Source organism: Rothia sp. 27098_8_27, assembly GCF_041432805.1.
GTDB lineage: Bacteria > Actinomycetota > Actinomycetes > Actinomycetales > Micrococcaceae > Rothia > Rothia mucilaginosa.
The window spans coordinates 16,799-42,720 of sequence record NZ_JAPWAJ010000009.1; the positions used below are offsets into that span (position 1 = coordinate 16,799).

The 25,922-nt window shown below is 54.9% G+C and carries 16 protein-coding genes; 13 read left to right on the top strand and 3 right to left on the bottom strand.

Annotated elements, in window-relative coordinates; all coding sequences use genetic code 11:
• Positions 1–99: 99 nt before the first annotated feature.
• The 6 genes from O3675_RS08620 to O3675_RS08645 all read left to right on the top strand — a co-directional run bounded on the left by O3675_RS08620 (position 100) and on the right by O3675_RS08645 (position 13,001).
• Complete coding sequence (locus O3675_RS08620; protein WP_371572055.1) at positions 100–630, top strand: hypothetical protein; 531 nt, start codon at positions 100–102, stop codon at positions 628–630.
• A gap of 27 nt (positions 631–657) precedes the next feature.
• Positions 658–1,560: a hypothetical protein gene (locus O3675_RS08625; protein ID WP_371572057.1), complete on the top strand. Its 903-nt coding sequence runs from the start codon at positions 658–660 to the stop codon at positions 1,558–1,560.
• A gap of 341 nt (positions 1,561–1,901) precedes the next feature.
• Positions 1,902–4,925, top strand: a complete 3,024-nt coding sequence (locus O3675_RS08630) for a chitinase (protein ID WP_371572059.1) — start codon at positions 1,902–1,904, stop codon at positions 4,923–4,925.
• A gap of 149 nt (positions 4,926–5,074) precedes the next feature.
• Positions 5,075–6,352, top strand: a complete 1,278-nt coding sequence (locus O3675_RS08635) for a molecular chaperone Hsp90 (protein WP_246823847.1) — start codon at positions 5,075–5,077, stop codon at positions 6,350–6,352.
• A gap of 118 nt (positions 6,353–6,470) precedes the next feature.
• Positions 6,471–10,859 carry an FtsK/SpoIIIE domain-containing protein gene (locus O3675_RS08640; RefSeq protein ID WP_371572061.1) on the top strand — a complete coding sequence of 1,463 codons (4,389 nt, stop codon included), beginning with the start codon at positions 6,471–6,473 and terminating at the stop codon, positions 10,857–10,859.
• Between the two features lie 117 nt (positions 10,860–10,976).
• Entirely contained in the window at positions 10,977–13,001 is a 2,025-nt protein-coding gene (locus O3675_RS08645; RefSeq protein ID WP_371572063.1) for a serine/threonine-protein kinase, read from the top strand.
• 112 nt (positions 13,002–13,113) lie between these two features.
• On the opposite strand, the gene O3675_RS08650 is transcribed toward O3675_RS08645, so the two are convergent.
• The 3 genes from O3675_RS08650 to O3675_RS08660 all read right to left on the bottom strand — a co-directional run bounded on the left by O3675_RS08650 (position 13,114) and on the right by O3675_RS08660 (position 20,229).
• On the bottom strand, positions 13,114–13,500 hold the full coding sequence (locus tag O3675_RS08650; protein WP_371572065.1) for a hypothetical protein: 387 nt from the start codon (positions 13,498–13,500) through the stop codon (positions 13,114–13,116).
• Positions 13,500–19,766 carry a DUF6531 domain-containing protein gene (locus tag O3675_RS08655; RefSeq protein ID WP_371572066.1) on the bottom strand — a complete coding sequence of 2,089 codons (6,267 nt, stop codon included), beginning with the start codon at positions 19,764–19,766 and terminating at the stop codon, positions 13,500–13,502. Before O3675_RS08655 ends, O3675_RS08650 begins: the two co-directional genes overlap by 1 nt.
• A gap of 178 nt (positions 19,767–19,944) precedes the next feature.
• A complete protein-coding gene (locus tag O3675_RS08660; protein WP_371572067.1) occupies positions 19,945–20,229 on the bottom strand; it encodes a pyrophosphorylase in 285 nt (94 codons plus the stop codon).
• 301 nt (positions 20,230–20,530) lie between these two features.
• Between O3675_RS08660 and O3675_RS08665 the strand changes: the two genes are divergently transcribed.
• From O3675_RS08665 to O3675_RS08695, 7 genes are all read left to right on the top strand, one after another.
• Complete coding sequence (locus O3675_RS08665) at positions 20,531–21,013, top strand: DUF4190 domain-containing protein (RefSeq protein ID WP_371572068.1); 483 nt, start codon at positions 20,531–20,533, stop codon at positions 21,011–21,013.
• Between the two features lie 172 nt (positions 21,014–21,185).
• Positions 21,186–21,845: a hypothetical protein gene (locus O3675_RS08670; RefSeq protein WP_371572069.1), complete on the top strand. Its 660-nt coding sequence runs from the start codon at positions 21,186–21,188 to the stop codon at positions 21,843–21,845.
• 297 nt (positions 21,846–22,142) lie between these two features.
• Complete coding sequence (locus O3675_RS08675; RefSeq protein WP_371572070.1) at positions 22,143–22,589, top strand: DUF4190 domain-containing protein; 447 nt, start codon at positions 22,143–22,145, stop codon at positions 22,587–22,589.
• 214 nt (positions 22,590–22,803) lie between these two features.
• The gene (locus O3675_RS08680; protein WP_294639573.1) at positions 22,804–23,463 is read left to right on the top strand and encodes a hypothetical protein; all 660 of its coding nucleotides are present in this window, start codon (positions 22,804–22,806) and stop codon (positions 23,461–23,463) included.
• A gap of 169 nt (positions 23,464–23,632) precedes the next feature.
• On the top strand, positions 23,633–24,295 hold the full coding sequence (locus O3675_RS08685; protein ID WP_371572072.1) for a hypothetical protein: 663 nt from the start codon (positions 23,633–23,635) through the stop codon (positions 24,293–24,295).
• Positions 24,296–24,384: 89 nt separating this feature from the next.
• Complete coding sequence (locus O3675_RS08690; protein WP_371572074.1) at positions 24,385–25,074, top strand: hypothetical protein; 690 nt, start codon at positions 24,385–24,387, stop codon at positions 25,072–25,074.
• A 74-nt stretch (positions 25,075–25,148) separates the two neighbouring features.
• On the top strand, positions 25,149–25,805 hold the full coding sequence (locus O3675_RS08695) for a hypothetical protein (protein WP_371572076.1): 657 nt from the start codon (positions 25,149–25,151) through the stop codon (positions 25,803–25,805).
• Positions 25,806–25,922: the final 117 nt, after the last annotated feature.

Here is a 25,922-nt window from a genome sequence, read left to right on the forward strand (position 1 = left end):
GAGCACAACCAAGGTAAGCAGCGAAGCGCACAAGGCAACGAAAGCCTAGAAACCTAGCGCAGAATAACAGCCCACAACCCAGAAAGAAGGTGAAGAGCAGTGAAAAAGAACTCCCCAAGGAAAAAGAACGTTTCAAAGAAAAGGAACACCCCAAAGAAAAAGAGTTACCCAGAGGTAAATTACGTTACCGAAACTGGGGCTTCAAAGAAGATTAACAAAAAGAGGTACGTCAAGAAAAAGAAGAATAAAGTCGACTTCATAGAGTATCTTCGCGACATAGCAAAAGATGTATGGGATGCACGTGGCTCCATCATAACCGTAGTAGTCATTCTAGGGTTCTTCGCGTCCTTACATTTTATGACCAACTACAACCCGGGCAATGAATCCGCTATCTGCACTGTTACCTCAGTCGAAATCATTGAGCATGAGGACCCCTACTCAATCTCCGGCGAATTCGAAACGGAAGAGTGCGGAATCATCAAATCAAGCAAATCCCCTGATGGTATCCCCATCCGCAAATACCTCCAGAACTTTGAGACGGGCAAGAAATATAGGGCGTACAAGTCCTTCGATACCCGAAACGATGAATTCGACTTCAGCGTCCTCCGCTTTGAAGAGATCAAAGAGTAACCCCTCCCCCGCAGAAAGGATCCCACCGTGAGCTTTATCGGCGAATTTATCATCGACTTTATTGGAGAGGCCATCGCATCCTCACCCACCCTGCAGCGAGTGCTCCTGTGGATTCTGTTCTCTGCATCCGTGCTCCTCATACTTGTCCCCGTCATGACGGGCGAGTACGCGTGGAGCATCCTATCCATCTCCACGATGCTGTTTTCCGTCGTGATGATTGACGGCACGCGTGAGCACGGTGTGCAGGATGCAAAGAACGGCGGCGCGTACCATTACTTTCTGCTGACGGTGGGCACGTTCTGCGTTGCCGCGATTGTTCTGCTCGCTGCTCTCTCCCTGGCGGGTGTCCCGCCGGTTGCCTCCACCCCGCAGGTGGACGGTATCAATTTCGCGCCCTGGTATGTGGTGGCGTCCGCACTGGTTCTGCTGCTGTTCTTCTACAATGCCGCGCAGCCGAGCGAGGAGATCCCTAACCTGCACCGTATGGAGCGCATCAACCGGTATGTGCGCACCGTGGTGCTGGGTGTGAGCGCCCTGATGGTGCTCTTCTGCCTGGTTATTCCGGTGGTTTCGTTCGCTGCTGCCGGTTATGAGCCTGTGGGTGTTTCAGTGGTGTTGTGCCTGGTGCCGGTTTTCCTGATTTTTGTGCGCCGCACCCTGTTCAAGCTGTGGGCGGCGACCTTTGAGGAGGGCACTGCCGGGTATGGCGTGTTGCGTGGCTTCTGCGTAGCCCTGGTGGGTTTGGGCGGATGTTTGGCGGCGGTCCGTCTTACTGCTGATGTTGTGCAGTCCGGTAGCGGGTTGTCGCTGGTGTATGTGGTGCCGGTGATCGCCTCGTACCTGCTGGTGAAGAGGTACGTGACCGTGGGTGTTGCTATCCCCGAGAAGGAAGATGAGGAGGACCCGGAGGCTGAACCTGCTGCAAGCTAAACCGTGGAACCCCGCATAGAGAAGGCCCCGTGGGTTGAGGGATGACCTCAGCCGCGGGGTTTTTCTATGTCAAACAGAGTTCGGTAAGTGCACTAGGTTGAAACGAAATGAAAAATACCTTTAACTATCACCTCAAGGTTGAATTGAATATCCTGATGAGGCACCGACTAGGAGGAAAAAATATCAACCTTCCCATATTGGACTGATAAAGTGGTACGGGGCTTTTTCTCTTTCCGGCTTTACCCCTGACCCTATCCACTCAGGTGGGCACTATACAGTGGCGTTTCAGACTTGTCGCTGTTATGTGTCTGCACGGTATATAACTCAACGAAAAGATCATCATGACCAACCACACCACAGCGCGTCAGCGTCTACTCCGCTTCCCTTTGATTTTGGGTGTCACGACGGCACTTATTTTCTCTTCTTGCTCCACGGGCACGAACAATAACAGTGCCCCTTCCGATAAGGGTACTGTTACTTCTCAGAGTCCCCGCCAGGTAGAGAACGCTACTAATGTTCTGCAGAACGTGAATATTCAGATGGGTCGTGACGGCGAGGTTTCGTCGATTGAGTCGACCAACATTTACGTTAATGACAAGGATCGTACGAGCTCCTCGAGCAACGTACAGTTCAAGCCGAAGGACGTCGTCAATGACCTTCCTGTGCGTGTGAGCCTGCAGTATTCTACTGAGCGCGGTAGCGGCACTAACCTGAATGATTTGAACGGCTACAGCGGCGAAATCACGATTAAGGTTACGGTCGAGAACCTGACGGTGAAGACTGAGGACGTCACCTATGATGCATCCGGTACTAGCCGTACTAGCCCCGCACCGGTTGGTACTCCGTTCTCTATTGCTGCTTCTACTGTTCTTTCGGGTTCTCCTACTCAGGTTATTACGACCCCTGACGCGGCTGATTCGTCGACGAATGGTGTGGTGAGCACCAATGATGAAGGTAAGGCGGTTGTTCAGTGGGGTGCTATTTCGGCGCCTCCGGTGACTGCTAGTTCCTCTTCTTTTGTGTTGAAGGTCAAGGCGAAGGATTTTAGTGCGCCTACCTTCAACATTTCGGTGCAGCCTGGTTTTGCTTCTGATTTGTCTGGTGCGGGAATCATTACTAACGGTTTCACCTCTCAGGATGCGTCTCAGGTGGCGCTTCTGCAACGCACTATTGATACGGTCAACGAGGTTAATACGACGTTGACTAGCGCTAGTTCGCAGGTTGCTCAGGTGCGTCAGAGCCTGGATGATACGTCTGCGACCTTGGGTAAGGACACTGCCGAGCATCTGAAGACTCAGAATGAATCATTGACGAAGACTATGCAGGGTCTGCAGGCGAATATTGAGAGCCTGCAGAAGGATCTTTCTGAGGCTTCGCGTACTAATAATTCTCAGCTGATTTCTCAGTTGGAGCGTACTGTTGCTGCTCTTCACTCGATGCTGGGTGATACGACGGCGCGCCCCAATGTGTCTGTTTCGCATAGCGGCGGTCGTTGTGTTGTGCATCGTGAGGAGGGTGCGAGTAGCCGTAGCGTGTACGGTAATTTGGTTCAGCTATCTGCTGTTCTGAATGCGTATGCGGAGGCAAGTTCGGATTGCCAGCAGGATCTTACGGCTTCGATTCGTGAGATTGTCGGCCCGGAACACCCGACCGCTGAGACTTGTTCTTCTAACGGTTCGGTGACCTGCGCCCTGTTCGGTGCATCGGTGACGGTGCAGAGCTCTCTGATTGCACTGGTTGCTACCGGTGAGAAGATTGTGGATCACCTGCAGCCGGAATATTTGAAGGGTGCGAACAACAACTATTCGGCGTTGAAGCGTCAGATGGATGAGCTTGTTGCGCAGATGGAGAAGGACCCGTCTTCTCTTGATGCTGATGCTGTGCGTTCTTTGAGTGAGAAGGTTAGTGCGGCTCGTCAGAACGTGAATCAGATGAAGGAAACGTCGAGCCGTCTGATTGAGAGCATCAAGAACGTTCATTCTCGTGCGGCTTCTGCTCGTGCGGAGCTGGTGGACGGTTCTGGTTCTATGAGCGCTCAGAATAAGGAACTGGCGGAGCAGCTTTGTGCTCTGTCTACTGAGCGTGGCGGTTCTCTGTCTGCTGAGCAGGTGGAGCATCTGCGTGGATACCTGACGGCTTCTTCTTGTGGTGGCGCGGCTTCGCCGTCTGCTTCCCCGTCTTCTGAGGCGCCGTCTGAGGCTCCTAGCCCTGCGCCGTCTGAGTCTGCTTCTGCAACTCCTTCTGAGGAGCCGTCGAAGAAGGTTGAGGCTCCTTCCGCTGCTCCCTCTTCTGAGGCGCCTTCCGCCGAGCCTACTGCCACGGAAGGTAATACTCGCGTCATTACGGTGGAGAACGCGAATGAGCGTACCTACACTTCGAACACCCCTGCCGCACGTACTCCGATGGAGCAGCGTATTGCTGCCGCGGTAGCTGCGTGGGATGAGGTTCTTGCCGCTACTTCGATGGATGACCCCAAGGAGGGTCTGGCTCGCGACGCCAAGGACCTTAACGATGCTGTGAACGCGGTAGATGGTGCCCTGGGCGAGGTTGAGAAGACCCTGAACGATGCCGCAAACGCGCAGAACCAGGACGCGGAGAAGAAGGAAGAGCCTACTGATGAGGCTAAGGTTTCTCTGCGTGATCGTATCCATTCAGCTTCGGATGCCGTCAATGCTTTGGGTAAGAACCTTGAGGATATGACGAACATGCAGGCTGACCTCTCCACCGCTATTAAGGAAGCGTTCAAGGAGTCTGCCGATGAGACTCGCGAGAGCCTGACGGGCATGATTAGCGAGGAGATTCGTAAGGTTTCGAATGATGGTTCTTCTAGCGCTTCGGCTGCTAAGGAGGCGTTCTCCGCTTCGATTGCTGGCATTACTGATACCGCGAATACTGTGGTTCAGGTGGCTGGTGAGTCCATCGAGGTTCAGCACAAGGATATGAATGATCGTATTGAGGGTCTGCGTCAGTCTCTGGATTCGGTGACTGAGCGTTCTCTGGTGGCTCTGAGCACCCGCGCTGAGAACGCCACCCGAGATTTGGCTGGTGCATCCGTTCAGCTGAATAACGACCTGTCGAAGCTCATGCTCGATTTGGGCGATAGCAACGCTGAGGGTGCTGGTCTCTTGGGTGCGCTCAAGAGCAATAGCGCGAAGGCTGGTGCGGCTGATTACCAGCTTGCTTTGGCGATGCAGAATGCTCAGGGTTACACGAACCTCCGTTCTGAGGATATTGCTGCTCTGCAGAAGCGTCAGGCGCAGTTCAAGGCGTCCCTGCAGCGTCTGCGTTCGCTGCCGACCTTCCACCTGTCGAATGCTGGCAGTGCAGAGGTGAAGACGGTGTACACCTTCCAGATTGGTGATTAGCCGTGGGGTTTTCCCCTCATTTGGGCTCTGATTCAGGTCCTCACCGCCGCGACGGCAAGCGGCTCACTCAGCGCACCGTGGTGTGGTGTGTCAGTCTGTGTGTGCTGTTTAGCCTTGCGGTGGTGGGGATCTGGTATGGCGTGCGCGCTGTGACTCCTCAGCCTTTGCCGCTTGGTACGGGTACGAACCCTGCATCTGCGGTGACGGTTCAGCAGGCTATTTCTCTTCCTGCGTCTGGTCGTGAGCCTGTTATTGGTGTTGTTACTACTTTTGGTGATGATGCTGAGGGGTCTGCGTGGCGTCTGAATGCTCAGGGTGCTCGTGTTGCGCAGTACCGTCTGGCTTTGGGCAATTCTTCTGTGAAGGTTCTTTATGCGAACGATAAGGGAACGGAGCAGGGTGCCCGTGAGGCGGTAGAGAAGCTCTCTTCTGAGGGTGCTTTGGGTATTGTGCTTGCTTCTCGGGGTGAGCATCTTCGGGGTGCTACGGCTGCTGCTAAGGAACGCAATGTTGCGGTGATTGAGGCGTATGACCGGGTAGATGCTGGCGATGGGGTATGGAGTTTTGCTCTGGACCCTGAGCGGGAGAAGCAGGTCTATACGACTGCTATTCGTTCGCTTGCCGGTGCATCTAGCACGGGTTCTTCGCAACAGCTTGATGGTGTGCGCACCATCCTGCTGGATGCGGGTGAGGGCTCTGCGCCGGACCTTCCCTATACGAATCGCGTTCAGGTTTCTGCTGATGAAGACAGCATGAAGGACACTCTCAAGGAGCTGACGCGCCTTCTGGGGGACAAGTCTTCGGGCTCTTCTCCTGTTCTGGTTTTGACGGGTTCAGCGTCGACTCAGGCGAAGGTGCTTCGTTCTCTTCAGAGGGCGGGTATTACTTCTCCGGTGATTGCGGGTGAGGAAGCTTTGACGGAGCCTTTTATGCGCCTTCTTCTGGAGAACGGCGGTTCCTTGACTGACAATATTCGCGTTGTGGGGCGTGTGCAGGCACGTGCTGCGGCGTTGAGTGCTGATGATGCCGGTCGTGCTTCTTCGGCGTTTGTCTCAACTGTGGAACGTATGAAGAACGATTCTTCGCTCAAGGATTTGTCAGGCGAACAGTCGTTCTCGAAATCGGCAGCGTGGGCGGATGCTCCCTCCCATAACGCGCTTTTGGCTTTTGCGTATGCCACGAGCCAGGTTCGTGAATACACTCCCGAGGCGGTTCGACGGGTTCTAGGAACCCTTCGTTTGGACGCTAAAGATTCTACGGTCGCGTATCCGTTGGATTTTTCGTCTTCCTACGCTGCGGGCGGGCAAGTGGGTCTTCTTTACCCGACCGCGGAAACTTCGATGATTCAGGGCGGGTCTTCCTCAACGGATGCGGTGAATCCGCCGGTGTGGATGCTTCGCACGTTCACCTCAGAATCTCGCGACTAGCTTTTCCGAGCAAAGCCTAATCCGTACAGAGCCAGCCCATCACACCCCGGCTTTCGGGTATTACTTCTAGTCCGTCCACCAGCGGGGCTCACGATTTATCTATTTTGGAGAACACCTTATGCGCTTTTTCCTTGATCTTGAAGAGCATAACGGGAGCTATGAACTAGACTCCTGGCAGCCTGAGACGACCATCGCTGATCTCATCCAGGCGACCGGTGGTCCCTCCTTGCCTGCCGACGAGCCGCTGTATTGCGATAACCGCCCGGTGACGGCATCCTCCACTCTGGCGGAGGTCAAGCCGATGGAGGGTATGCGCATCTCTAGAGCACCGCTCTCCTACCCTTCCCTGGTGCAGGGCTGGAGCGTCTGCTTGAGCGGCGGCTCGACGGTTACCCTGCCGCACCCTATCCCTTCTTCGCGTCCTCTGGTGGCGGGTCGTTCCCCGTACGCCGATATTGTGCTGCCCACGGCGAGCGCGTCCTGGGAGCATCTGCACCTGCAGGTGGTTCATGATGAGTCGACAAACACTCAGAAGGTGCGCATCACTGACCCGGGTTCTACGAACGGTAGTTTTGTGGACGGTCAGAAAATCCCTGAGGAGGGTCTGACTGTTTCTGAGAGCACCACTATCCATGTTGGGGATTGTGTTCTGACTCTGCAGCCTGCTCCTCAGGAGAAGGCTGCGCCTCGCCCCGGTAGCGCCCCGAATGTGAGCGCATCGGGTACTGCGCCGTTTAACCGTCCGCCGCGTCAGGGTGCGTTGAGCGCCCCGGATAAGGTGGAGGCACCTACCCGCAAGAACGTTTCTGACCCGCCAAAGTTCAATATTGCGATGGCAGTGGGTCCGATTATTATGGCGGCGGCAATGGTCGCCATTATGCAGGAAATTCGTTACGCCCTTTTCGCGATGCTCAGCCCCATTCTGAGTATTGGCATGTGGGTGGAGCAGAAACGTCGTCACGCTAAGGATAAGGTGAAGGAGCGTGTGCGTTTTGAGCAGGAAATGGAGAAGTTCAAGGAACGTATCGCTCTGAGTAACCGTGAGGAAATTGAGCGTCTTCACGACCTTGCCCCGGCACCGGATGCCGTTCAGCTGCGGGCGCTTCTTCCTGCAATGACGCTGTGGCGCCGCCGGAGCACCAGCCCTGACCTGTTGACTTTCCATGTGGGTACTGGGCATATTCATTGGGCTCCTGAGCTGACGAAGCCGAGCAATCCTGAGCCTGAGGTTCAGCATATTCTTGAGCACAATACCCTATGGGATGCCCCGCTGGTTGCTGACCTGCGTGAGGGTGGCGCTATCGGTATTGTGGGTCCGCGTAAGCAGTCTCTTGCCCTGGCGCGTAGCCTGGTGCTGCAGGCGGCGACCCACACGGGTCCTGCTGATATGACGATTGCGGTCTGTGCTGATTCGGCGCGCTCGCAGGACTGGGTGTGGACGTCGTGGCTTCCACACATGCATATGGCGCAGAACCAGCAGATGCGTTGGTTTGCTTCTGGTAAGGAGCAGTCGGATCAGATGCTGCGCTCTCTATACAACGACATTGAGTCTCTTCCGACCCGCGGCCTGTGCGTGGTCGTTGATTCGGATACCCTCACTGAGGGCCGTGAGTCGCCGGCACGCGACCTTTTGGCGTACGGCGATGAAGTGCGTCTGATGGCGAATAAGACTGCTGCTGCGGGCGCTCGCCGTGTTGCCGGTATTGTGCTGGCTTCTTCTGTTGATCGCCTTCCTGCGTCGTGTACTTCGGTCGTGGAGATTGGTGAGGAGGCTTCTATGACCTATTCGGAGCCTCGCCGCCGTTACACGGTCACTGACGGTGTGCTCGCCGGTGTGAGCGCTGAGGATGCTCTTCATGTGGCGCGTACTTTGGCGCATCATGAGGACCCTGAGCGTCTGCTTCTGGGCGGCGGTTTGCCGCAGCTGGTAAAGCTGCCTGAGCTGGTTGGTTTGCCGACACCTCCGGGTGCTGAGGATATTGAGGCGTTTTGGTCGCAGGCTAATGGTTTCAGTACTGAGATTGGTGTGGGCGACTCTGGCGCGTTCACGCTGGATTTGGTGAAGGATGGTCCTCACGGTCTGGTGGGTGGTACCACTGGTTCGGGTAAGAGTGAGTTTTTGCGTTCGTTGGTGGCGGGTTTGGCTGCTCACCATGATCCGAGCCGTTTGAACTTTATTCTGGTTGACTTTAAGGGTGGTGCGGCGTTTAAGACGTGTGAGCGTCTGCCGCATACGATTGGTACTTTGAGCAACTTGGATGCTCAGTTGGCGCACCGCGCTATTGAGTCGTTGGAGGCGGAGATGGATCGTCGTCAGCGCCTGTTTGCGGCTGCTGGCGAGGGTGTGGACAACATTAAGGATTATTTGGCGACGAACCCGCCGGAGCCGATGCCTCGCTTGCTGCTGGTGATTGACGAGTTTGCGATGCTGGCGAAGGACTTCCCTGATGTCCTGTCGTCGCTGGTGAGTATTGGTGCGGTGGGTCGTACCCTGGGTGTGCACATGATTTTGGCGACTCAGCGTCCTGCTGGCGTGGTGAATGACGATATTCTGGCGAATACGAACTTGCGTGTGGCGTTGCGTGTGCAGAGCCGTGAGGATTCTTCGAACGTGATTGGTGTTCCGGATGCTTCGGAGATTTCGCGTTCGCAGATGGGTCGCGCCTATGTGAAGCTGGGCCAGAATGATATTTCGCCGGTGCAGACTGCCCTGGTGACGGGTCAGAGTGGCACTGAGGTGGTGACTTCTCTGGAGGTTCGCGCGACCGATAGTATCGGTATTCCTCGTTCAGAGCGTGCGCGCCCGAAGGTGTCGTCGAGTGATGCGAATGACCTGGATTTGCTGATTGATGCTGTTGTGGCGGCTCATGCGGCTCGTGGTGCGGTTGCTCCTCGTAAGGTGTGGCCTGAGCCGTTGGGTTCGTATGTTGATTTGGCTGATTTTGGTGTGCGTGGCTTCCCCGATCCGGATCTTCCCACTGTGGGTGGTGTCCGGGACGGTGTTCTGATGTGCACTTTGGGTGATGAGCCTGAGCTGCAGCGTCAGGTGCCTATGGGCTGGAATATTGAGATGAGCAACCTGCTGCTGGTGGGTGTTGCCGGTAGTGGTACGACCACGACGATTCAGTCTGTGGTGCTGGGTTTGGCTCAGCATTATTCGCCGGAGGACATCGATATTGTTCTAGTGGATATGGGCGCTGATGGCTTGTTGCCGTTGGGTTCTTTGCCGCATGTTGTGTCTGCTGTGGGTACCGGTCAGGGCGCTAGGGAGCGTCAGGCTCGTTTCTTGCGTTTTGTGAAGTCGGAGCTTGATGCTCGCCGCGCTGATGCGTCACGCCGTAAGCCTCTTTTCATTGTTTTGGATGGTTTTGCGACGCTGCGTGATGAGTTCTCTGACGCTGTGAGCATGGACTTGTTGGCAAATTTCTACCGCGTGTATGCGGATGGTCCTGCTGTTGGTATTCACTGCGTGGTGTCGACGAGCCGCGCGAAGAATATTCCCTCGCAGATTCTTGATGCTTCGTTGCAGACGTGGTTCTTCCAGCTGAGCGATATTCACGATTATTCCTCGCATGGTATTCGCGGTACGAATGTTCCGGCTGCGGTTCCCGGCCGTTGTGTTGATCCGAAGCGTCTGCGTCAGATGCAGGTGGCTACTCCCGCTGTTGGCGTGGAGGAGGCTGTCTCTATGGTTCGTGAGCGTTTCCCGCAGGCTCCTGCTAAGCGTGATGTGATTGGTCAGCTGCCGTCGTGGGTTTCGTGGGAGAGCATGCCTGCTGCCGAGTTTTCTCCGAGCCTGTGGCGTATCCCTGTGGGTATTGCGGAGGCTACGTTGGAGGCGTGCGCTTTTGAGCTGTATGAGGGTGAGCACGCCATGGTTGCGGGTAATCCGCGTTCGGGTAAGTCTTCTCTGCTGGTTGCGTTTGCTCGTCTGGTTGCTCGGGCGAGGGCAGCGGCGGAGCAGGCGGTGTCTGCCGCGTTGGCATCTGGTGACGCTACCGCGGCGGAGAACGCACGCATGGATGCCGCTGAGGTTCCGGAGGTTTGGGCTGTATTTGATCAGCGTTCCGGTCTGGTGAATGCGCCGGAGGGCGTTTTTGACCGGGTGTTTGAGAGCAAGAATGCTTCTGCTCAGGTGCAGGCGGCTTTGCAGGATGCCGCGGGCCCGGTGCTGTTGCTGATTGATGATGGTGACCGTGTGGATGACCCGATGAACGTTTTTGATGCGATTGTGAAGGGTGATTTCCCGGACGTTCACATTATTGCTACGGGTAAGCCGACTGATTTGCGTCCTTTGTATAGCCATTGGACGAAGGCTATTCGTAAGTTCCGTACTGGTGCTGTGGTTCAGCCGAATGTTGATACGGATATGGACATGTTCGGTTCTATTCCGAGGCGCGCCCCGGTTCAGCTGAGCGTTGGTCGTGGCTACGCGTTCCTTGCCGGGTCGCCGGTTCTGGTGCAGCTGATGAGCCCTGAGGATTCTCAGCACCGTGGCGGGCTGTAGGGCTTGTTTGGCGTGTGGTGAGGTATCGTGTAACTTTACCGGCTATTTTGCTGTAGGGGTCGCCCCGTCTGGGGAGTCTTCCTGCTTGTTGTGAAGTTGATGTTAAGGAGTTAGCCCGTGACTGTACCTGCTGGTTCGCCGCAGTACTCCGGCTCGGAGCGTCGTGATGCTCATCCTACCCCGCAGGCTACTGGTCAGCCTGCGGGGGGCTTGGTTGCGGGCGCTCCCCTTGGCTCTTCGTATCGTTTGGTGCGCCGGGTGGGTTCTGGTGCGGTCGGTGAGGTGTGGGCTGCTACGATGAGCGGCTCGTGGGCTCTGTATGCGGCGAAGGTTTTGCGTCCGGAGCTTGCGGAGAATCCTGTGGTTCTTGAGTCTTTTGTGCGTGAGCGTTCGGTGTTATTGGCGCTGTCGCATCCTCATATTGTGCCGTTAACGGACATGGTGGTTGAGGGTGGCGTGCTGGCTCTGGTGATGGAGTTTCAGCATGGCGGTTCGTTGCGTCAGAAGCTGGATTCTGAGGGTCCACTGCCGGTTCGTTTGGCGTTGAGTCTGATGGTGCAGGTTCTGAATGCGGTGGAGTTTGCTCACCGTCAGGGCGTGATGCACCTGGATATTAAGCCGGAGAATGTTCTGCTGAGCGGTGTTTTGGGGGAGTCCCTGGATCAGCAGGTTCGTGTTGCTGATTTCGGTATTGCTTCTTTTACTGGCTCTGCGGGTTCGGGGGCTTCTCGTTCGTTTTCTGGTACTCCGGGGTATATGGCTCCGGAGCGTTCTGCGCATGGTGTGGCTACTCCGGCGGTTGATGTTTATGCGTGCGCGGTGACTCTTCATGAGTTGTTGGTGGCGGCGCGTCCTCTTCCGGCGCGTGGTGGTGCGGTGCAGGTGTCGCCGCAGATTCCGGCTGAGGTTGCTGAGGTTCTTCACAGGATGTTGGCGGAGAACCCGGTTCAGCGTCCTGGGGCAGCTGAGGCTGCCGCTAAGCTGCGTCTTTTGGCTGAGGGTTTCGCGGCTGATACGGTGCTTCCTCGCTGGGTTGAGGTGTCTTCGGGTGCTGTGGGGTACACGCCTACGGTGGTTCACGGTGCTGGGCCTGCGGTTTCTGCGGTGCCTGGGCAGAATGTTACGGAGCTGTATGGTGCGGGTATGCCGTCACTGGGTCAGGCGCAGAATGAGACGGTTATCCGCGCTCCTTTTGTGGTGGAGCAGCCGGTATATGTTCCTGATGAGGTTGTTGAGGAAGAGGAGCCTGCCCGTTCGCCGTTGCGCCGCCCGCTGGTGTGGGGCGCCATCCTGGGTTCTTTGATTCTTGTGGGTGTGCTCGCTTTTGTGGGTTTGAGCGGCGGTAAGGGTTCGTCTAAGACGGCTGAGTCGTGGTCTGCTTCGAGCCGTAGTTCGGCGTCTTTGCCGAGTGGTTTGGGTACCCGTATTGAGGGTACGTATAACCCGCGGGATAAGAGCGCCCGCCTGACGTTTGAGTTTTCCTCGCAGAAGTCGGCTCTTCGGGGCGATATTTTGCAGGTGCTTCCCGGTGTTGAGGGTGGTTCGTGTGCTTCGGTGACGTGGGATGCCGGTCAGGCGTCTTCTGGTGTGGCGAAGAATCAGTCGAGTGTGACTGCGGTGGATGTTCCGTGTTCGTGGAATCTGTCTGGGGTGAGCATCCCGGCTAATGGTGTGGTGCAGGTTCGGGCGAATGTGTCTGCTGAGTTTAAGGATTCGCGTGCTTTTGAGGAGTGGGTGAACCGTATTGATTCTGAGACGTCGAAGGCTATTTCTGACAGGGAGGTTCGTTCGACGGCGTACCCGATTCAGCGTTTGCGGTCGATTGAGTTGCGGGTTCCTTCTCGTGTGGTGAATCAGAGTGTTTTGCCGGTGACGGTGGTTCCGGTGTGGCCCAGTGGTGCGGATGAGTTGAATCCGTTGATGGTTTTGCCGCGTACGGGTGAGTTTTCGACGCTGGTTCAGGCGATTTCTCCGGATGCTCAGATGATTAGTTTTTCGGATGGTTGTTCGGGGCATGTGTTGGTGTCTGAGGATCAGCGGGTGGTGACGGCGCTGTCGGTGACGTCTAAGTGCCGCCTGAATGCGCAGATTGGTAATTTCACGAACCTGTCCAGTAGCGACTTCGCGATTATCACCCGTTAACGGTGGCGCTCTAGGCTAGCTGCCACCGGCATGCAGAAAGCCCCTGGGCTGAGAGGTCATCTCTCAAGCCCAAGGGCTTTCTCTATACGATGATTTATTGACTGAACGGTGGTTATTCTTTTATTTCCTCGAGGCGAATAGTATTGAAATTCACGGTATCATTTCTTGTATCTAATGTTTTATACATTTTATATTTCTTTCCCGCCTGAATTTGGGAAACATACTCCCGAATAGTTTTGCCATCTGGAGCGTCATACATTTTAACAACACCACATTCACTTGTCTCAAAAACACCCCTGGGAGAGAATACAGTGTAGTTTGATGCCTGACCTCCAATAGCTTCAATTTTAGCTACGCTTACAGTACATATGGCGTACCAATTTTTATCTTCGAAGTGGTCAGTGTAGTGTATATATGTAAACAATAACCCCATGCCCAGAACAAGACTAATGAAAAATCTTAATTCTGGATTGAACTTCTTTTTTAACCAGGAGAACATTATTTAATCGCTTTCACAACAACACTGTTTAAAAACATATTGCTAAGTAATTTATCCACCGCACCTGCAGGATTCCGAGCCGCTTCTGCAGCCTGATACATAGGATAAACAATTCTATTTCGATATCTTCCAGCAACATCTGCATCCATCTTCACAGTTCCCTTTATCGAAGACTTTGAAGAATCTTTAATAGCGCCTACAATGAGTTTTTTCCGATACTCTTTTTCTTCCAAAGGCTTACCCAAGAGGGTATTATCAGTATAGTACTGAAGTGAATTCTTACCAAGACCACCGATCGTATCCGCGATGGCACCATATGCCACATCCGTAGCACGACCTCGGGCACCCACTCGAGCTATATCTCCACTATACCCCGAAACCCGCATACGGCTCTTAATAGATCCACTAATATTGGCACCAACTGCAGAAGCTGCAGCACCAGAAATAAACATTCCGACAGCACCTGCCAAATTCTTATCCTTCACAGTATCATCCTGGTAATATGCCGTCACGTTATTAGCACCGCCGGACAGCGTCTCTCTCACCATATCTTCTGCAATCTTTGATTCCTTCATACCAGCACCCAGGTTCCTGCTTTGCGTAGCTACAGCAGTCTTTACCTTATGCCATTTCGACGCAAGAGCACCTGCTTCAGCAGCCTTCTTGGCGTTCCTAGTAGCCTTAGCAGCTTCAGCAGCTTTCTCTAGCTTTGTCATCTTTGATGCAGTATCAGCAATTTTTTTCAAGCTAGCCAAACCGCCGGTAACGGCACCAGCGACAGCACCGCTGACAGCTCCCTTAGCAGCTTCCATACCAGCCTTTGACCAATCTACTGGCTCACCCTTAACTTTCTGCTCGAGCACCGACATGCCAGCACCCATTAAAGCACCTGATGCGGCACCAAGTACTGCACCGCCCAGAGGACCCAAACCAGCACCAACAGCACCAATCACAGCACCAGCAATAACCATGGCACCGCCAGCCACGTACTCCAAGACATTCCTTACAGAGGCGGCAACAGCCTTCTGTTTCTCGAACTCCTCCACCGACACCGGCGACAAACCCCACGGATCCACCAAAGAAACCGGGTTACCACCCACCAGCGAGAACGGATCAGCACCCCAACCAGCACCCACAGGCGCAACCAAAGGATCAGGCGCAGTAAAACGAGCCACACGCGAATCCACCACGCGGGCACCCAACACCTCAAAACCAGAAGAACCCAGCACCACGCCCGAAGCCGCAGACACACCAACCAGCGAATCCGGCAACACAGGTACACCACCAGTAGCAGAAGCGCCCTGAGCAGAAGGCACAGCAGGCGCCACAACACCCAAAGAAGCCCAACCGTACGGGTCCAACAGACCGGCACCAGAACCAGCACCAGGAACCAACGAACCCACAGAAGGCATCGACGAGCCAGCCACACCCAGCACACGCGGAACAAACGAATTCTCATCCCACACCAGCGGGTGCATCACCGAAGCATCAAAACCAGCCACAGAACCAGCATTAGTACGAGCGCCGGTTGAGGGTACGCCAAATTCAGGTGCACCAGCAGGCGCACCACCGGCGGCAAGCACACGACCATCAGTAGAAGCACACAGCAGGGAGAAGGACACAGCCGAATCCTCAGCAGAGCCCCACGACGCCACCGAGTTCACGAACCCGGCCGCACCATAGGTCAGGGACGAGCCGGAACCATCCGAAGAAACCTGCAGAAGACGCGAATCATTACCGTCATACGAGAACACGCTCGTCGAAACCGGCACCAAAGTGACGCCCTCAAGTTCCACGGACTCCGGGCACTGCGGAAGCCACGCCTGAGCGTCCTCAACAGCAGAGGCAAACTCAGCCGACTGGGAGCCAGACTTCGCCTCATCCTGCACGCCGTAGACGCATACTGCACGAACGCGGGCACCCTCATCAGTGACCAGCACCTTCACCCAAGCATTCTGCGGCTGGGCGCTATCAAAGTACTCAACACACACCAGCGCGCCAGCAGCATCATAGGTCCAACGCAGAGTCTCAGTACCGCGAACGGCAGAAGAGAGCATCTGCGCGTCAGTGTAGGTGTACATGACCAGACCAGCAGGCGAATCCACACCGCTAATACGACCCAAATCATCACGAATAATCTCAGTGTGCAGAGCCTCAGAAGAGTCTGCCTCAGCGGGCTGCTCGGTCACAGAGGTCATGTGCGCACCACGGTAACCAAACTCACGAACCCAAGTACCCGCCAAATCAGACACCTGCGCACGCACCAGCGCATCTACCGCGTTGTACTCGAAAGAAGACTCCACGCGAGACTCAGAGGTAACGGCGGTTCCATCCAGACGGTACGCGGTAATGTCAGTCTGCTTGACCATGCGGCCAGCAGCATCATACACATAAGCGCTCGAACCCAGAGGGTGCACAAACTCAGTACGCAGACCATCAGCATCGTAATCGTAGGACAGCTCATAGCCGCCAGTCTCGTCCATGTACGCGGTGCGGAAAGACTCCGGAATCTGAGCACCAAACTCACGGCGCTGACGAACCAGACGACCCAAACGGTCATAAGACTCAACCGTCACTACGGGAGCACCAAACGCATCAACGCCCGCGTGATCATAAGTCGTCATCGTACGGCGCGCAGAATCACGCTCCATACGGTACAACAGAGAGCCATTCACCGAATGGGAGCAGGGAACACCGTCACGGTCATAACCGAAGGAATGTACAGCACCATTACCGTCAGTGCTGGTCAGCAGACGACCGGCAGCATCATAGGTAGAGGTAGTGCGCACACCCAGCGGATTGGTTGCCGCCAGAACATTGCCCATCAGGTCATACTCGTAGCTGGTAATACGACCGGCAGGGTCCATCACGGAGATAACGTTACCCGCCTCGTCATAACGGTAATGGGTCACGCCACCAGCACCATTAGTCACCGCAACCACCTGAGAAGCGGCATCATAAGTGAACGAACGAGTACCCCACTTGTTATCGCGAATGCTCTTCACGCGGCCACAAGAATCCCAGGTGTAGAACACCGGAGAAGCCACACCGGAACCGGTAATGGACAGCACACGACCGCATGCATCATAGCGAACGCGCGCCTCAGAGCCGTCACCGTACACCTGGCGAATCAGACGGGAATCAGCGTCGTACTCGTAGCGAGTCACGGACTGCTCAGGAGTACCGGCAGCCTCATAGGTTGCAGCCAGTCGACCGCACACATCGTAGCTGTACTCGGTCGCACGACCCGCGGGGGAAATCATGCGCACCATCTGGTTCGAGCCGTTGTACTCGTAGCGGCTCAGACCGCCCTCAGCGTCCAGTACCTGCACGGGGTTACCCGCGCCGTCATAAACCATCGTAGAGACAGTCGGGTCGTCAGCATCTGCACTAACCTGCGGGCCAGAATCCTCAGAGAGAACCTCGCTGCGTACCGGGCGGCCCAGGTGGTCACACGAGATACGCACGCGGTCAACACCATCGTTAGTGGTGAAGGTCTTGCGCGAGGAATCGACGGAAGTACGTACACTCACGCCGGTCGGGTCAATCAACGCGGTCAGGGTGCTTGCGGCATCATACTCGCGAGTCCACACGCCACCGGCGGGGTCAATGGTGCGGACCAGGCGCATTAAACCATCGTAGGCGTAGTTGAACTGCGCGCCACCCGGCAGGGTAATGCGGTCAATATTGCCGTTCGTATCAAAGGAACGCTCCATACGGCGGCCCAGCGGGTCGACCACGGCAACAATGTCACCGCTCGGACCGTACTCGTACTCGGTACGGGCACCAGCGGGATCCACCGATGCCACCAGGCGACCGCCAGCAGCGTACTCAAAACGCCAGCGGGAACCATCCGGATCCTGACGGCACACCATGTGACCGGCAGAATCATAGGTGAACTCAGTCTCCAGCCCAAGAGCAGAAACAATCTTCACCAGGTGGCCCGCAGCAGAGTACTCACAACGGGTCAGCTGCTGCTCAGCGTTACGAATACCGGTCAACAGACCAAAATCGTCATACTCCAAGGAGACAGTAACACCCTCAGGGCTCACCACACGCTGTAGCAGGCCGTCAGCCCACTCAAAACGGGTCACATGACCGTTGCCGTCGGTCATGGAAGAAGGGTTACGCTCAAAATCGTTGGCGTACTCGTAAGTCACCGTAGTCATGGGGCTTACGGCAGGGCTCTGGGCAGACTCCTGCCCCGAAGTAGCCTCATCGAGGGTGTTGCCCTGAGCCTCAGCCTCCAGGCGGGCACGGCGAGCCAAACGGGCGGCACGGCGAGCGCGCGGATCCGTCTCAATAGCGCTCATTGCCACGGAGACTACGCGGTCTTGCTCGTCATAAGCAAAGAGGGTTTCAGCGCCCTCATCGGTGACCTCACGAATAATACGGCCGCGCTCATCGCTGTAGCGGGTAATGCGAGAACCATCGCGGTCTACCACACTCACACGGTTGCCAAAGTCATCGTAGGCATAGCTACTACGCCCACCTTCCGCATCAACAATAGCGGTCAGGCGTGCGTACTGGTCACTAATCCACAGGTTCGTGTAGGAGGCATCCTCATTCGCAACGTCAGTAATGCCGTTCGGCAGATAGCGGTAGCGAACACGACGACCGTATTCGGTGTCCTGTTCGGTAATGCGGCCGGTCGGGTCGTAGTAGTTCGTCACCTCAACAGTGCCGGCACTAGCTACCACACGGTGAATCAGACCGGCAGCGTCATGTTCATAACGGCGGGTACCGGCGTCACCGTGCACAGCGCACAGATGGGTACGACCATCAAGAGTGACGTACTCATAACACACCGACTGGCCGCGAGAAGAATGGATAGCGCCGACAAGGCCGTCCTCGGTGTACTCCACGTCGATACGTGCACCGCGCTGATGCACGATAGCACCGACACGACCCTCTTCATCGCGCAGGTACGCGACAGCAGTACCTGCTCCAGCGCTCATACCCAGGTAAACACCGGTGAGGCTAAAAATGTGCTGAGTTCCAGAGTTGTCGGAGATACGCAGCAGGGACGAAGCTTCATAGCCCGTAGCGTGCAAAATATAGCGCAGGGAGGGGTCAGCAATAGAACCCTCTTCACCCATCAGCTGGGTGAGGGGTAGTTCTTCAAGCCACCATGCTTCACGGGGAGCACGAGCATAGCCGTGGGTGCCGTCCTCACGAATCATTCGGTCGAAGGTAACCTCACGACCGTCAGCCATCGTCCAGACAGCATTCTCAGCATTCAGCTGCACACGGCTCTCAATATTTGAGGACCAACCAGCACCGAACACACCGGATACAGCGTGCTGACCGAACACAGCCACACTGTTGTACATACGAGTTACAGAGCAAGCAGAAACCGCACCCGAGAATGCCATATCGGTCTCTTCTTCAATGAAGTTACCGGTTGCAACATTCACGGGGTCATTCACATAACCGCTGGTAGTAGACTTACCCACAACAGCAGGGGCCGGAACTTTCAACTCGTGACGTTCAGTGCTAACACCGGCTGCGCTGATTGCACCTTCCAGAGTCGAATTGGCAACGGTAATAATCTGACCCGAGCTACCGTACTGCTCAAAGGTATCGGCTACGATACCCAGCCAAGTCTTATCATTAGCGTTCGACTTATTCCACGCTTCAAACGTGCTAATAAGATTTTCAGCATCAATGGTTCCCCACTGGCACTTAGCCGCAAACTCAGAAGCAAGACTGCGGAGCTTACCCGGCTCAGCATCAAAGCTAGTACCAAGGTTTGCCAAAGTATTAGAGAGAGCACGCACGGTCGAAGGTCGCGCCGAAGAAACAGTCATGCCCCCCGAACGAGTCCCAGTGCTCTCACGCTGGCCTGGGGAAGTGGTGTCAATCGTAGTATCCGGAATGTACGACTCGGGACTCGGGGCCCCTTCTCCAAAAATACTATCCCACCACTTGCGGAAACCGCCCCAGTTATCGTCATATTTCTTCTCGTACTCACGCATGAGTTCACGGTTTCGTTTTTCTTTTTGGGCGGCCTCTTTAAGACGGTCCACCACATCAGCCAGCTGGCGGAAGACATTGGCGATATCACGACCATCGCTAATGGTGGTATCAATATTTGCCGCCGCAATATCGGCGTAGTGACCTACGAAGTCCTCCAAAGCAGTCGTCAGCGAGTTCTTAAGAGGGGGTAGTGCACTGTCAATATTCTGTGCAACGGTGCGACAAGCGCCAGCAAGGGCATCCGACGTAGCATCATCGTACTTGACTTCTTCAGTATTCAGATTCATGCTCTGTTGTCTTTCGGTGTGGTTAGTACGGAAGTGTGGTGATTAAACAAGTCTAAGCAGGCATGCTGCCATGCCTGGGAATAACGTGTACTCAAGCCAATTAGCAGAAAACGCCGCCTACCGCTCACCGCCCCGTAGCCGGGGGGCGGGGCGGTAAACGGCGTTTACCAGGGAAGGCTTAGGAGCCGCCACCTGCCTGGAAGATATCGGTAGAAATCTGGTTGAGCTGCTCGCGCAGGTCGGTCAGTTCCTGAGTCAGGTTACGCAGGGTGTTTTCTACGCTGGGCCAGGTGTCATTGCGGAAACGCTCAGCCAGGGGGCCGTCCCAGTTGTTGGGGTCCTTCAGCTGGTTACCCTGCTGGTTGAGGTTGTTGATTTCGTTCTGCAGACCGCCATTGATGATGTTCTGGAGAGCAGTAATGGCATCCTTGGCTGCCTGCGATGAGAGTACGCGATCGGACACGATGTTCCTCTTTCGTCGTTGAGTTGCCGGAAGATGTGCATTAGATACGCGAATATCAAATACGCACCGTTAGTGCTTTGCACCACTTCGAACATTACACTATTTCGCGGCAAAGCGCACCCTCTGCGCCCTGTTGTGAGAAAAATTTCTCATAGTAGACATTGCACAGCAGTGCGTGCATATACATTTATCTACTCTCATCAAGGGTTTTCTCTCGCTACGGTATCCTTGGGAAAGGTACGCCACCTTCGGGTGGTGCGCTTCCGGATATTCACCAACCACATACGAAATGAGGACTTTCATGTCTGAAAACACCCCGCAGCCGGCTGCACCGCAGCAGCCGCAATTCATCCAGCAGGCACCCGCCGCACAGCCTGCCCACGGCGCACCCGTCGAAGCACCGAAAAAGAAGAAGTGGGCGGCAGTAACCGCACTAGTCCTGGGCATTATCTCCGCCCTGACCGGCTTCATTATCCTGGGCGCATTTACCGCAATCCCGACCGTTATTTTCGCAATTATTGCCCTGGTCATGGTCAAGCGCGGCACCGGCAAGGGCAAGGTCATGGCTATCATTTCGCTCGTACTGGTAGCGGTTGCGATGGTCACCTTCGTTCTGGGTAACAATGTGCGCGCTCAGAGGGATGCAAGGCTTAAGCAACGAGCCCAGGAAGCAATCCAGAAGTGTGAGAGCAAGGAATTTGTTGGCGCCTACTACACCGAGAAGGACGGTAAGCGCTACTGCGCATACGGCGGCTGGCTCTACCCTGTAGACGACGACAAGTAGACCGACCGTCTCGGTTATTGACCGATGATGTGACGGGTGGGGGCGTTCGCGTGTGCGGCAGTCGCCGCACCTGCGGGCGCCCCTCAACCGTATCTTCTGGAGGCGCCGCCGCCTAGTTTGGGTGGGGCACGTGCTCTTCCTATTCACCAACCACACGAAACGAGAACCCACCATGCGCATTTTCCTGATTATTATCTGGGGTATCCTGGCTTTCATCTCGGTAACCGGGACGCTCTACATCATCATCAATTACGAGATTCAGCGATGGAAGGATATGGAGCGCCGCCGCCAAGGCGCGTACATCCGACGAGTCAATCAGGCAGAGGCTCTTCTAACAATATTTACCCCTGGATTCCCGTGCCTCTATCTCTTTGCTCATCTTATAGACGAGGGGTCTCCAGGTGCCTTTTATGAACTCCTTGGGATATTTCTGTCAATCGGGCTCATGATGTATGCCTGGTACGTACACATTGCCTATGTGAAGATTTCCCCTGAAGGCGTCGAGCAGCGCATGTGGTCAGCACGCACGACCGTCTATCCCTTTAATGCTATTGACGGCATTGAATACTACGAGGCAACCTCTACAGACGACCAGGATCTTGTGTCTTTCTACAGTAAATCCGGAAAACTCATTGCCGCCTTCTGCCCGATTATTCACAAGAATTATCGTCTGATGGCGATTGTGCGGTTCAGGATTGATAATGACCGCTGGCCTGATATGAATAATCCGAGTGATATTGCTCGAGTGGATGCTCTAGATAGTGGCCCTGAAACAGTCCCGTACTTCAGGGAAAAAGAGAAAGTCACCGGCCTCGCCGACGTTGATATGTAGCACCGCATAGAGAAAGCCCCTGGACTGAGAGACCATCTCTCAGCCCAGGGGCTTTCTGCATACCAGCGGTTACTCACCTGAGCGCCGTCACCACCCGCCGGTGAATGGTCGCCCAGTCTTCACCCGAGCCTTGCGCCGAGTTAACTTTTTAGCCATCTAACCCATAGACCATCAAAGTGCTCGACATTTCTACTTGTCAGAGCTTTCATGCACATAGAGTATCCTTGGGAAAGGTACGCCACCTGCAGGTGGTGCACTTCCGGATATTCACCAACCACATACGAAACGAGGACTTTCATGTCTGAAAACACCCCGCAGCCGGCCGCACCGCAGCAGCCGCAATTCACCCAGCAGGCACCCGCCGAAGCACCGAAAAAGAAGAAGTGGGCGGCAGTAACCGCACTGGTCCTGGGTATCATTTCCGCCCTGACCGGCATCTTTGTCATTGGTTCGTTCCTAACCATCCCGACCATTGTTTTCGCGGTGATTGCTCTGGTCATGGTCAAGAATGGCACCGGCAAGGGTAAGGGCATGGCTATTACTGCTCTTGCCCTGGTTCTGGTGGCGTACATTGCTACATTTGCTTTCTTCCAGATTCGTGCCGCGAACCTTGAAAAGTCTAACCGAGAGGCCCGCGAGGTTATCCAGAAGTGCGAGAACCACGAGCCCGGCTACTACATCATTGAGAAGGACGGCAAGCGTTACTGCAATGCTGGCGGCTGGGTCTACGAGATGGATAAGTAAACCGGTTTATTTGGTTCCATGATTAGCCGTCGCTGATGGAGGGGGCGTTCGTTCACGCGGTAGCCGCCGTGCCTGCGAGCGCCCCTCAACCATATCTTCTGGAGGCGCCATGTACCTGGCCACAAGTATGCCCCAGAGCACCTGCAGCGCATCCTTGATGCGCACTCCACTACCATTACCAACTCCTACCTGATTGAAGGAGCGAATAGCTAAAATGATGTCTCAAGAATCTGCTATTACCTTTTGGGGCGTATGCTCCATCATCACAACTATTTTCACGATTTTTACCCTTGCCGCTTACATCATCAATCGACGCCGCGACGAGAAGAAGAAGCGTGAAGGCATCTACATTAGTCGTCTGCGAGCGCTACTGGTGTACGTTATTGTCTTTATCCCGGGCTTCCCGATTATCCGCTATTTTTTGTCGCTCAATGGCCCCGAGACTAACCCCTATGCAGAGGGTATTTACATCTTCATGACTGCTTTCCTCTTGTTCTACCTGTGGCACGTCAACGCCACGTACATGAAGATTTCTTCTGAGGGTATTAATATGCACACCCCCGTTCGCGGGTCGAGGATCTGCCCCATCGGCGCGATTGATAGCGTTGTTTATAGCGAGTCCAAGGATGAAGATACCCCAAGCCGGATGTGGTTCCTCACTAAGTCGCGTGCACGTATTAACCCGTTGAACCCGAATTATGATGAGTACTATCTCTTGGTCATTACTCGGTTCAGGATTGAGTATGGTCGCTGGCCTGACCTGGATAATCCGGCTGACGTGGATAAGGTGAACCAGCTGGATAACCGTTATGAAGTCATTCCGTATTTCATGAATAATCAAGAGATTTCGGGTCTTGCTGACGTCGATATGTAGCCCCCGGTTTGCGGGCTGAAAGCTCCCGGGGATGCGCGGCTCACCCCCGTGCTACCCCGGGGCTTTCGGGGCTCATGCGCTGGTATCCTCAGCACGTAGGCACCGCCGCCTAATTTGGGTGGGGTGCATACCCTTCCTATTCACCAACCACACGAAACGAGAACCCGCCATGCGCACTTTCCTGATTATCTTCTGGGGTATCTTTGCTACGTTCACAACAGTTGCGACGTTTTACGTCATCATCAATTACGAGGTGCAGCGCTGGAAAGATAAGCAACGGCTACGTGAGGGTATTTATATCCGACGGGTTACGCGGCTCGAAGCTCTCATGACGATATTTACCCCCGTTTTTCCGTGCCTTATGTTTGCAGGTCATATATTTTTTGACCCTGAATCAGCAAGGATAACGATTGACATAACGGCCTTGTTAGTATCAGTACCATTTGCCGCATACTTGCGCTATGTGCATGTCGCCTACGTGAAGACCTCCGCCGAGGGCATCGAGCAACGTATCTGGTTCTCCAACCCGACCCGCTACCCCTTCAACGCGATCAACCGCGTCGTGTTCTACAAGGCATCGAATTATGAAGACGATGACATGGTGGGGTTCTACGCCAAGTCAGGCACCCAGATTGCCCTGTTTAGCCCGATGCCTCATAAAAATTACCGACTTCTGGCGATTGTACGGTTCAGGATTGAGAACGAACGTTGGCCTGACATGGACAACCCGGATGATGTGGCGCAGGTGGACCGTTTGGATTGTGCCGGGAAGACGATGCGCTACTTTGAAAATTTGGGGAAGGTTACTGGCCTTGCCGACGTCCACATGTAACCCTCCCAATAAGCGCCGGCTACCCCCTGCATCCGAAGAGCCACAACCGGCGCGAACACCACCACCACCGCGAAAGAGGAGCACGCATCATGCACACCTTTTTCCTTCTGCTCTGGGGCACCTGCACCCTCGCATCAATCATCGGCGCCATCATTGTCGTTGTCCTGCATAATAGGCACCTGCGCCAGGACAGGCAGCTACGCGACGAAGGCATCTACATTACGCGCGTGCCCCGCCGTGAAGCACTCATAAGCCTTCTCACACCTATACTCCCGGCAGGTTTCTTCGCGTTCTACCTCTACACGCAGGCAGAGCTCGGCATCCTCTTCAACCTCCTGATGTTCATCCTGCTGCTGGTCTTCCTCTACCACCTTCTGCACGTTCACCTGGTGTACACGAAAATCACGCCCGACACTGTGGAGCAGAAGCTCTCACCGTTCGCTACCGTGACCCCCTACCCGATTAGGGCTATCGACCAGGTTTTCTACTTCCAAGGTACGGCGGAGGTGGAGGATTGGGATGGGGAAGCGACCGACAGCGCCACCTTCTACACCAAGAAAGGCAAGCAAATCGCCAAGCTAGACCCCGTTGGAAGGAACCACCGACTGCTGGCAATCGTACGGTTCCGGCTCGAGTTTGAGCGCTGGCCTGACCTGCGGGACTCGCAGGATCTGGCGTATGTTGATACGTGGGATAGCCTCGAGTGGACCCGACCCCTGTTCAGGAAGCTGTACAGACGACGCAACAAAATCACCGGCCTAGCGGATATCAAGATGTAGCGCCGCACGGCAGCCGATACGATAGACCCAAACACCGAACCCCATTCACCAACCACACGAAACGAGAACCCACCATGCGTATTTTCCTGATTATTTTCTCCGGAATTATTTTCGTGCTGTCCTTTATCTCTGTTGTCTACATCATTATTAGGTATGAGATTAATCGACGCCAAGATAAGAAAAAAGAAGCACAGGGAATTTACATTAAGCGAGTAACTCGCGCTGAGACGTTACTCTGTCTATTCATTCCGGTGTTCCCTTGTCTTTCTGTTATAGCGAATATTCAAAGTGAAAATGTGAATATCTGGTTGAATGTAGCAATTACTATTTTTTTATTTTTCTGCTATCTTTATGCCCGCTATGTTTTTGTCGCTTACGTGAAGTTCTCCCCCGAGGGTATTGAGCAGCGCGTCTGGTCAGCCAACCCGACCCGCTATCCCATTAATGCGATAGACAGCGTCGTGTATTACGAAACGCTGAATGTTGAAGACCAGGATACGGTGGGGTTTTACACCCGATCAGGTGAGCAGATTGCTGCTTTTGGTCCCCTGACTCACAAGAATTACCGGCTCATGGCAATCGTACGGTTCAGGATTGAGCAAGAACGTTGGCCTGACATGAATAATCCCACTGATGTAGCTCAGGTAGATAAGCTGGACAATGGCTATATGACCATTCCTTATTTCAGGGGCCGGGAGAAGGTCACTGGCCTCGCTGACGTCGATATGTAGCACCGCATCAACCCCGAGAACCAAGCACAGGAAAGCCCCCGCAGCCGAGAGTGAACTGCGCCCCGAAACTTGGACGCATTAAATACTAGCCGCTACGCGGCCTCCTGCAGGGCCTGA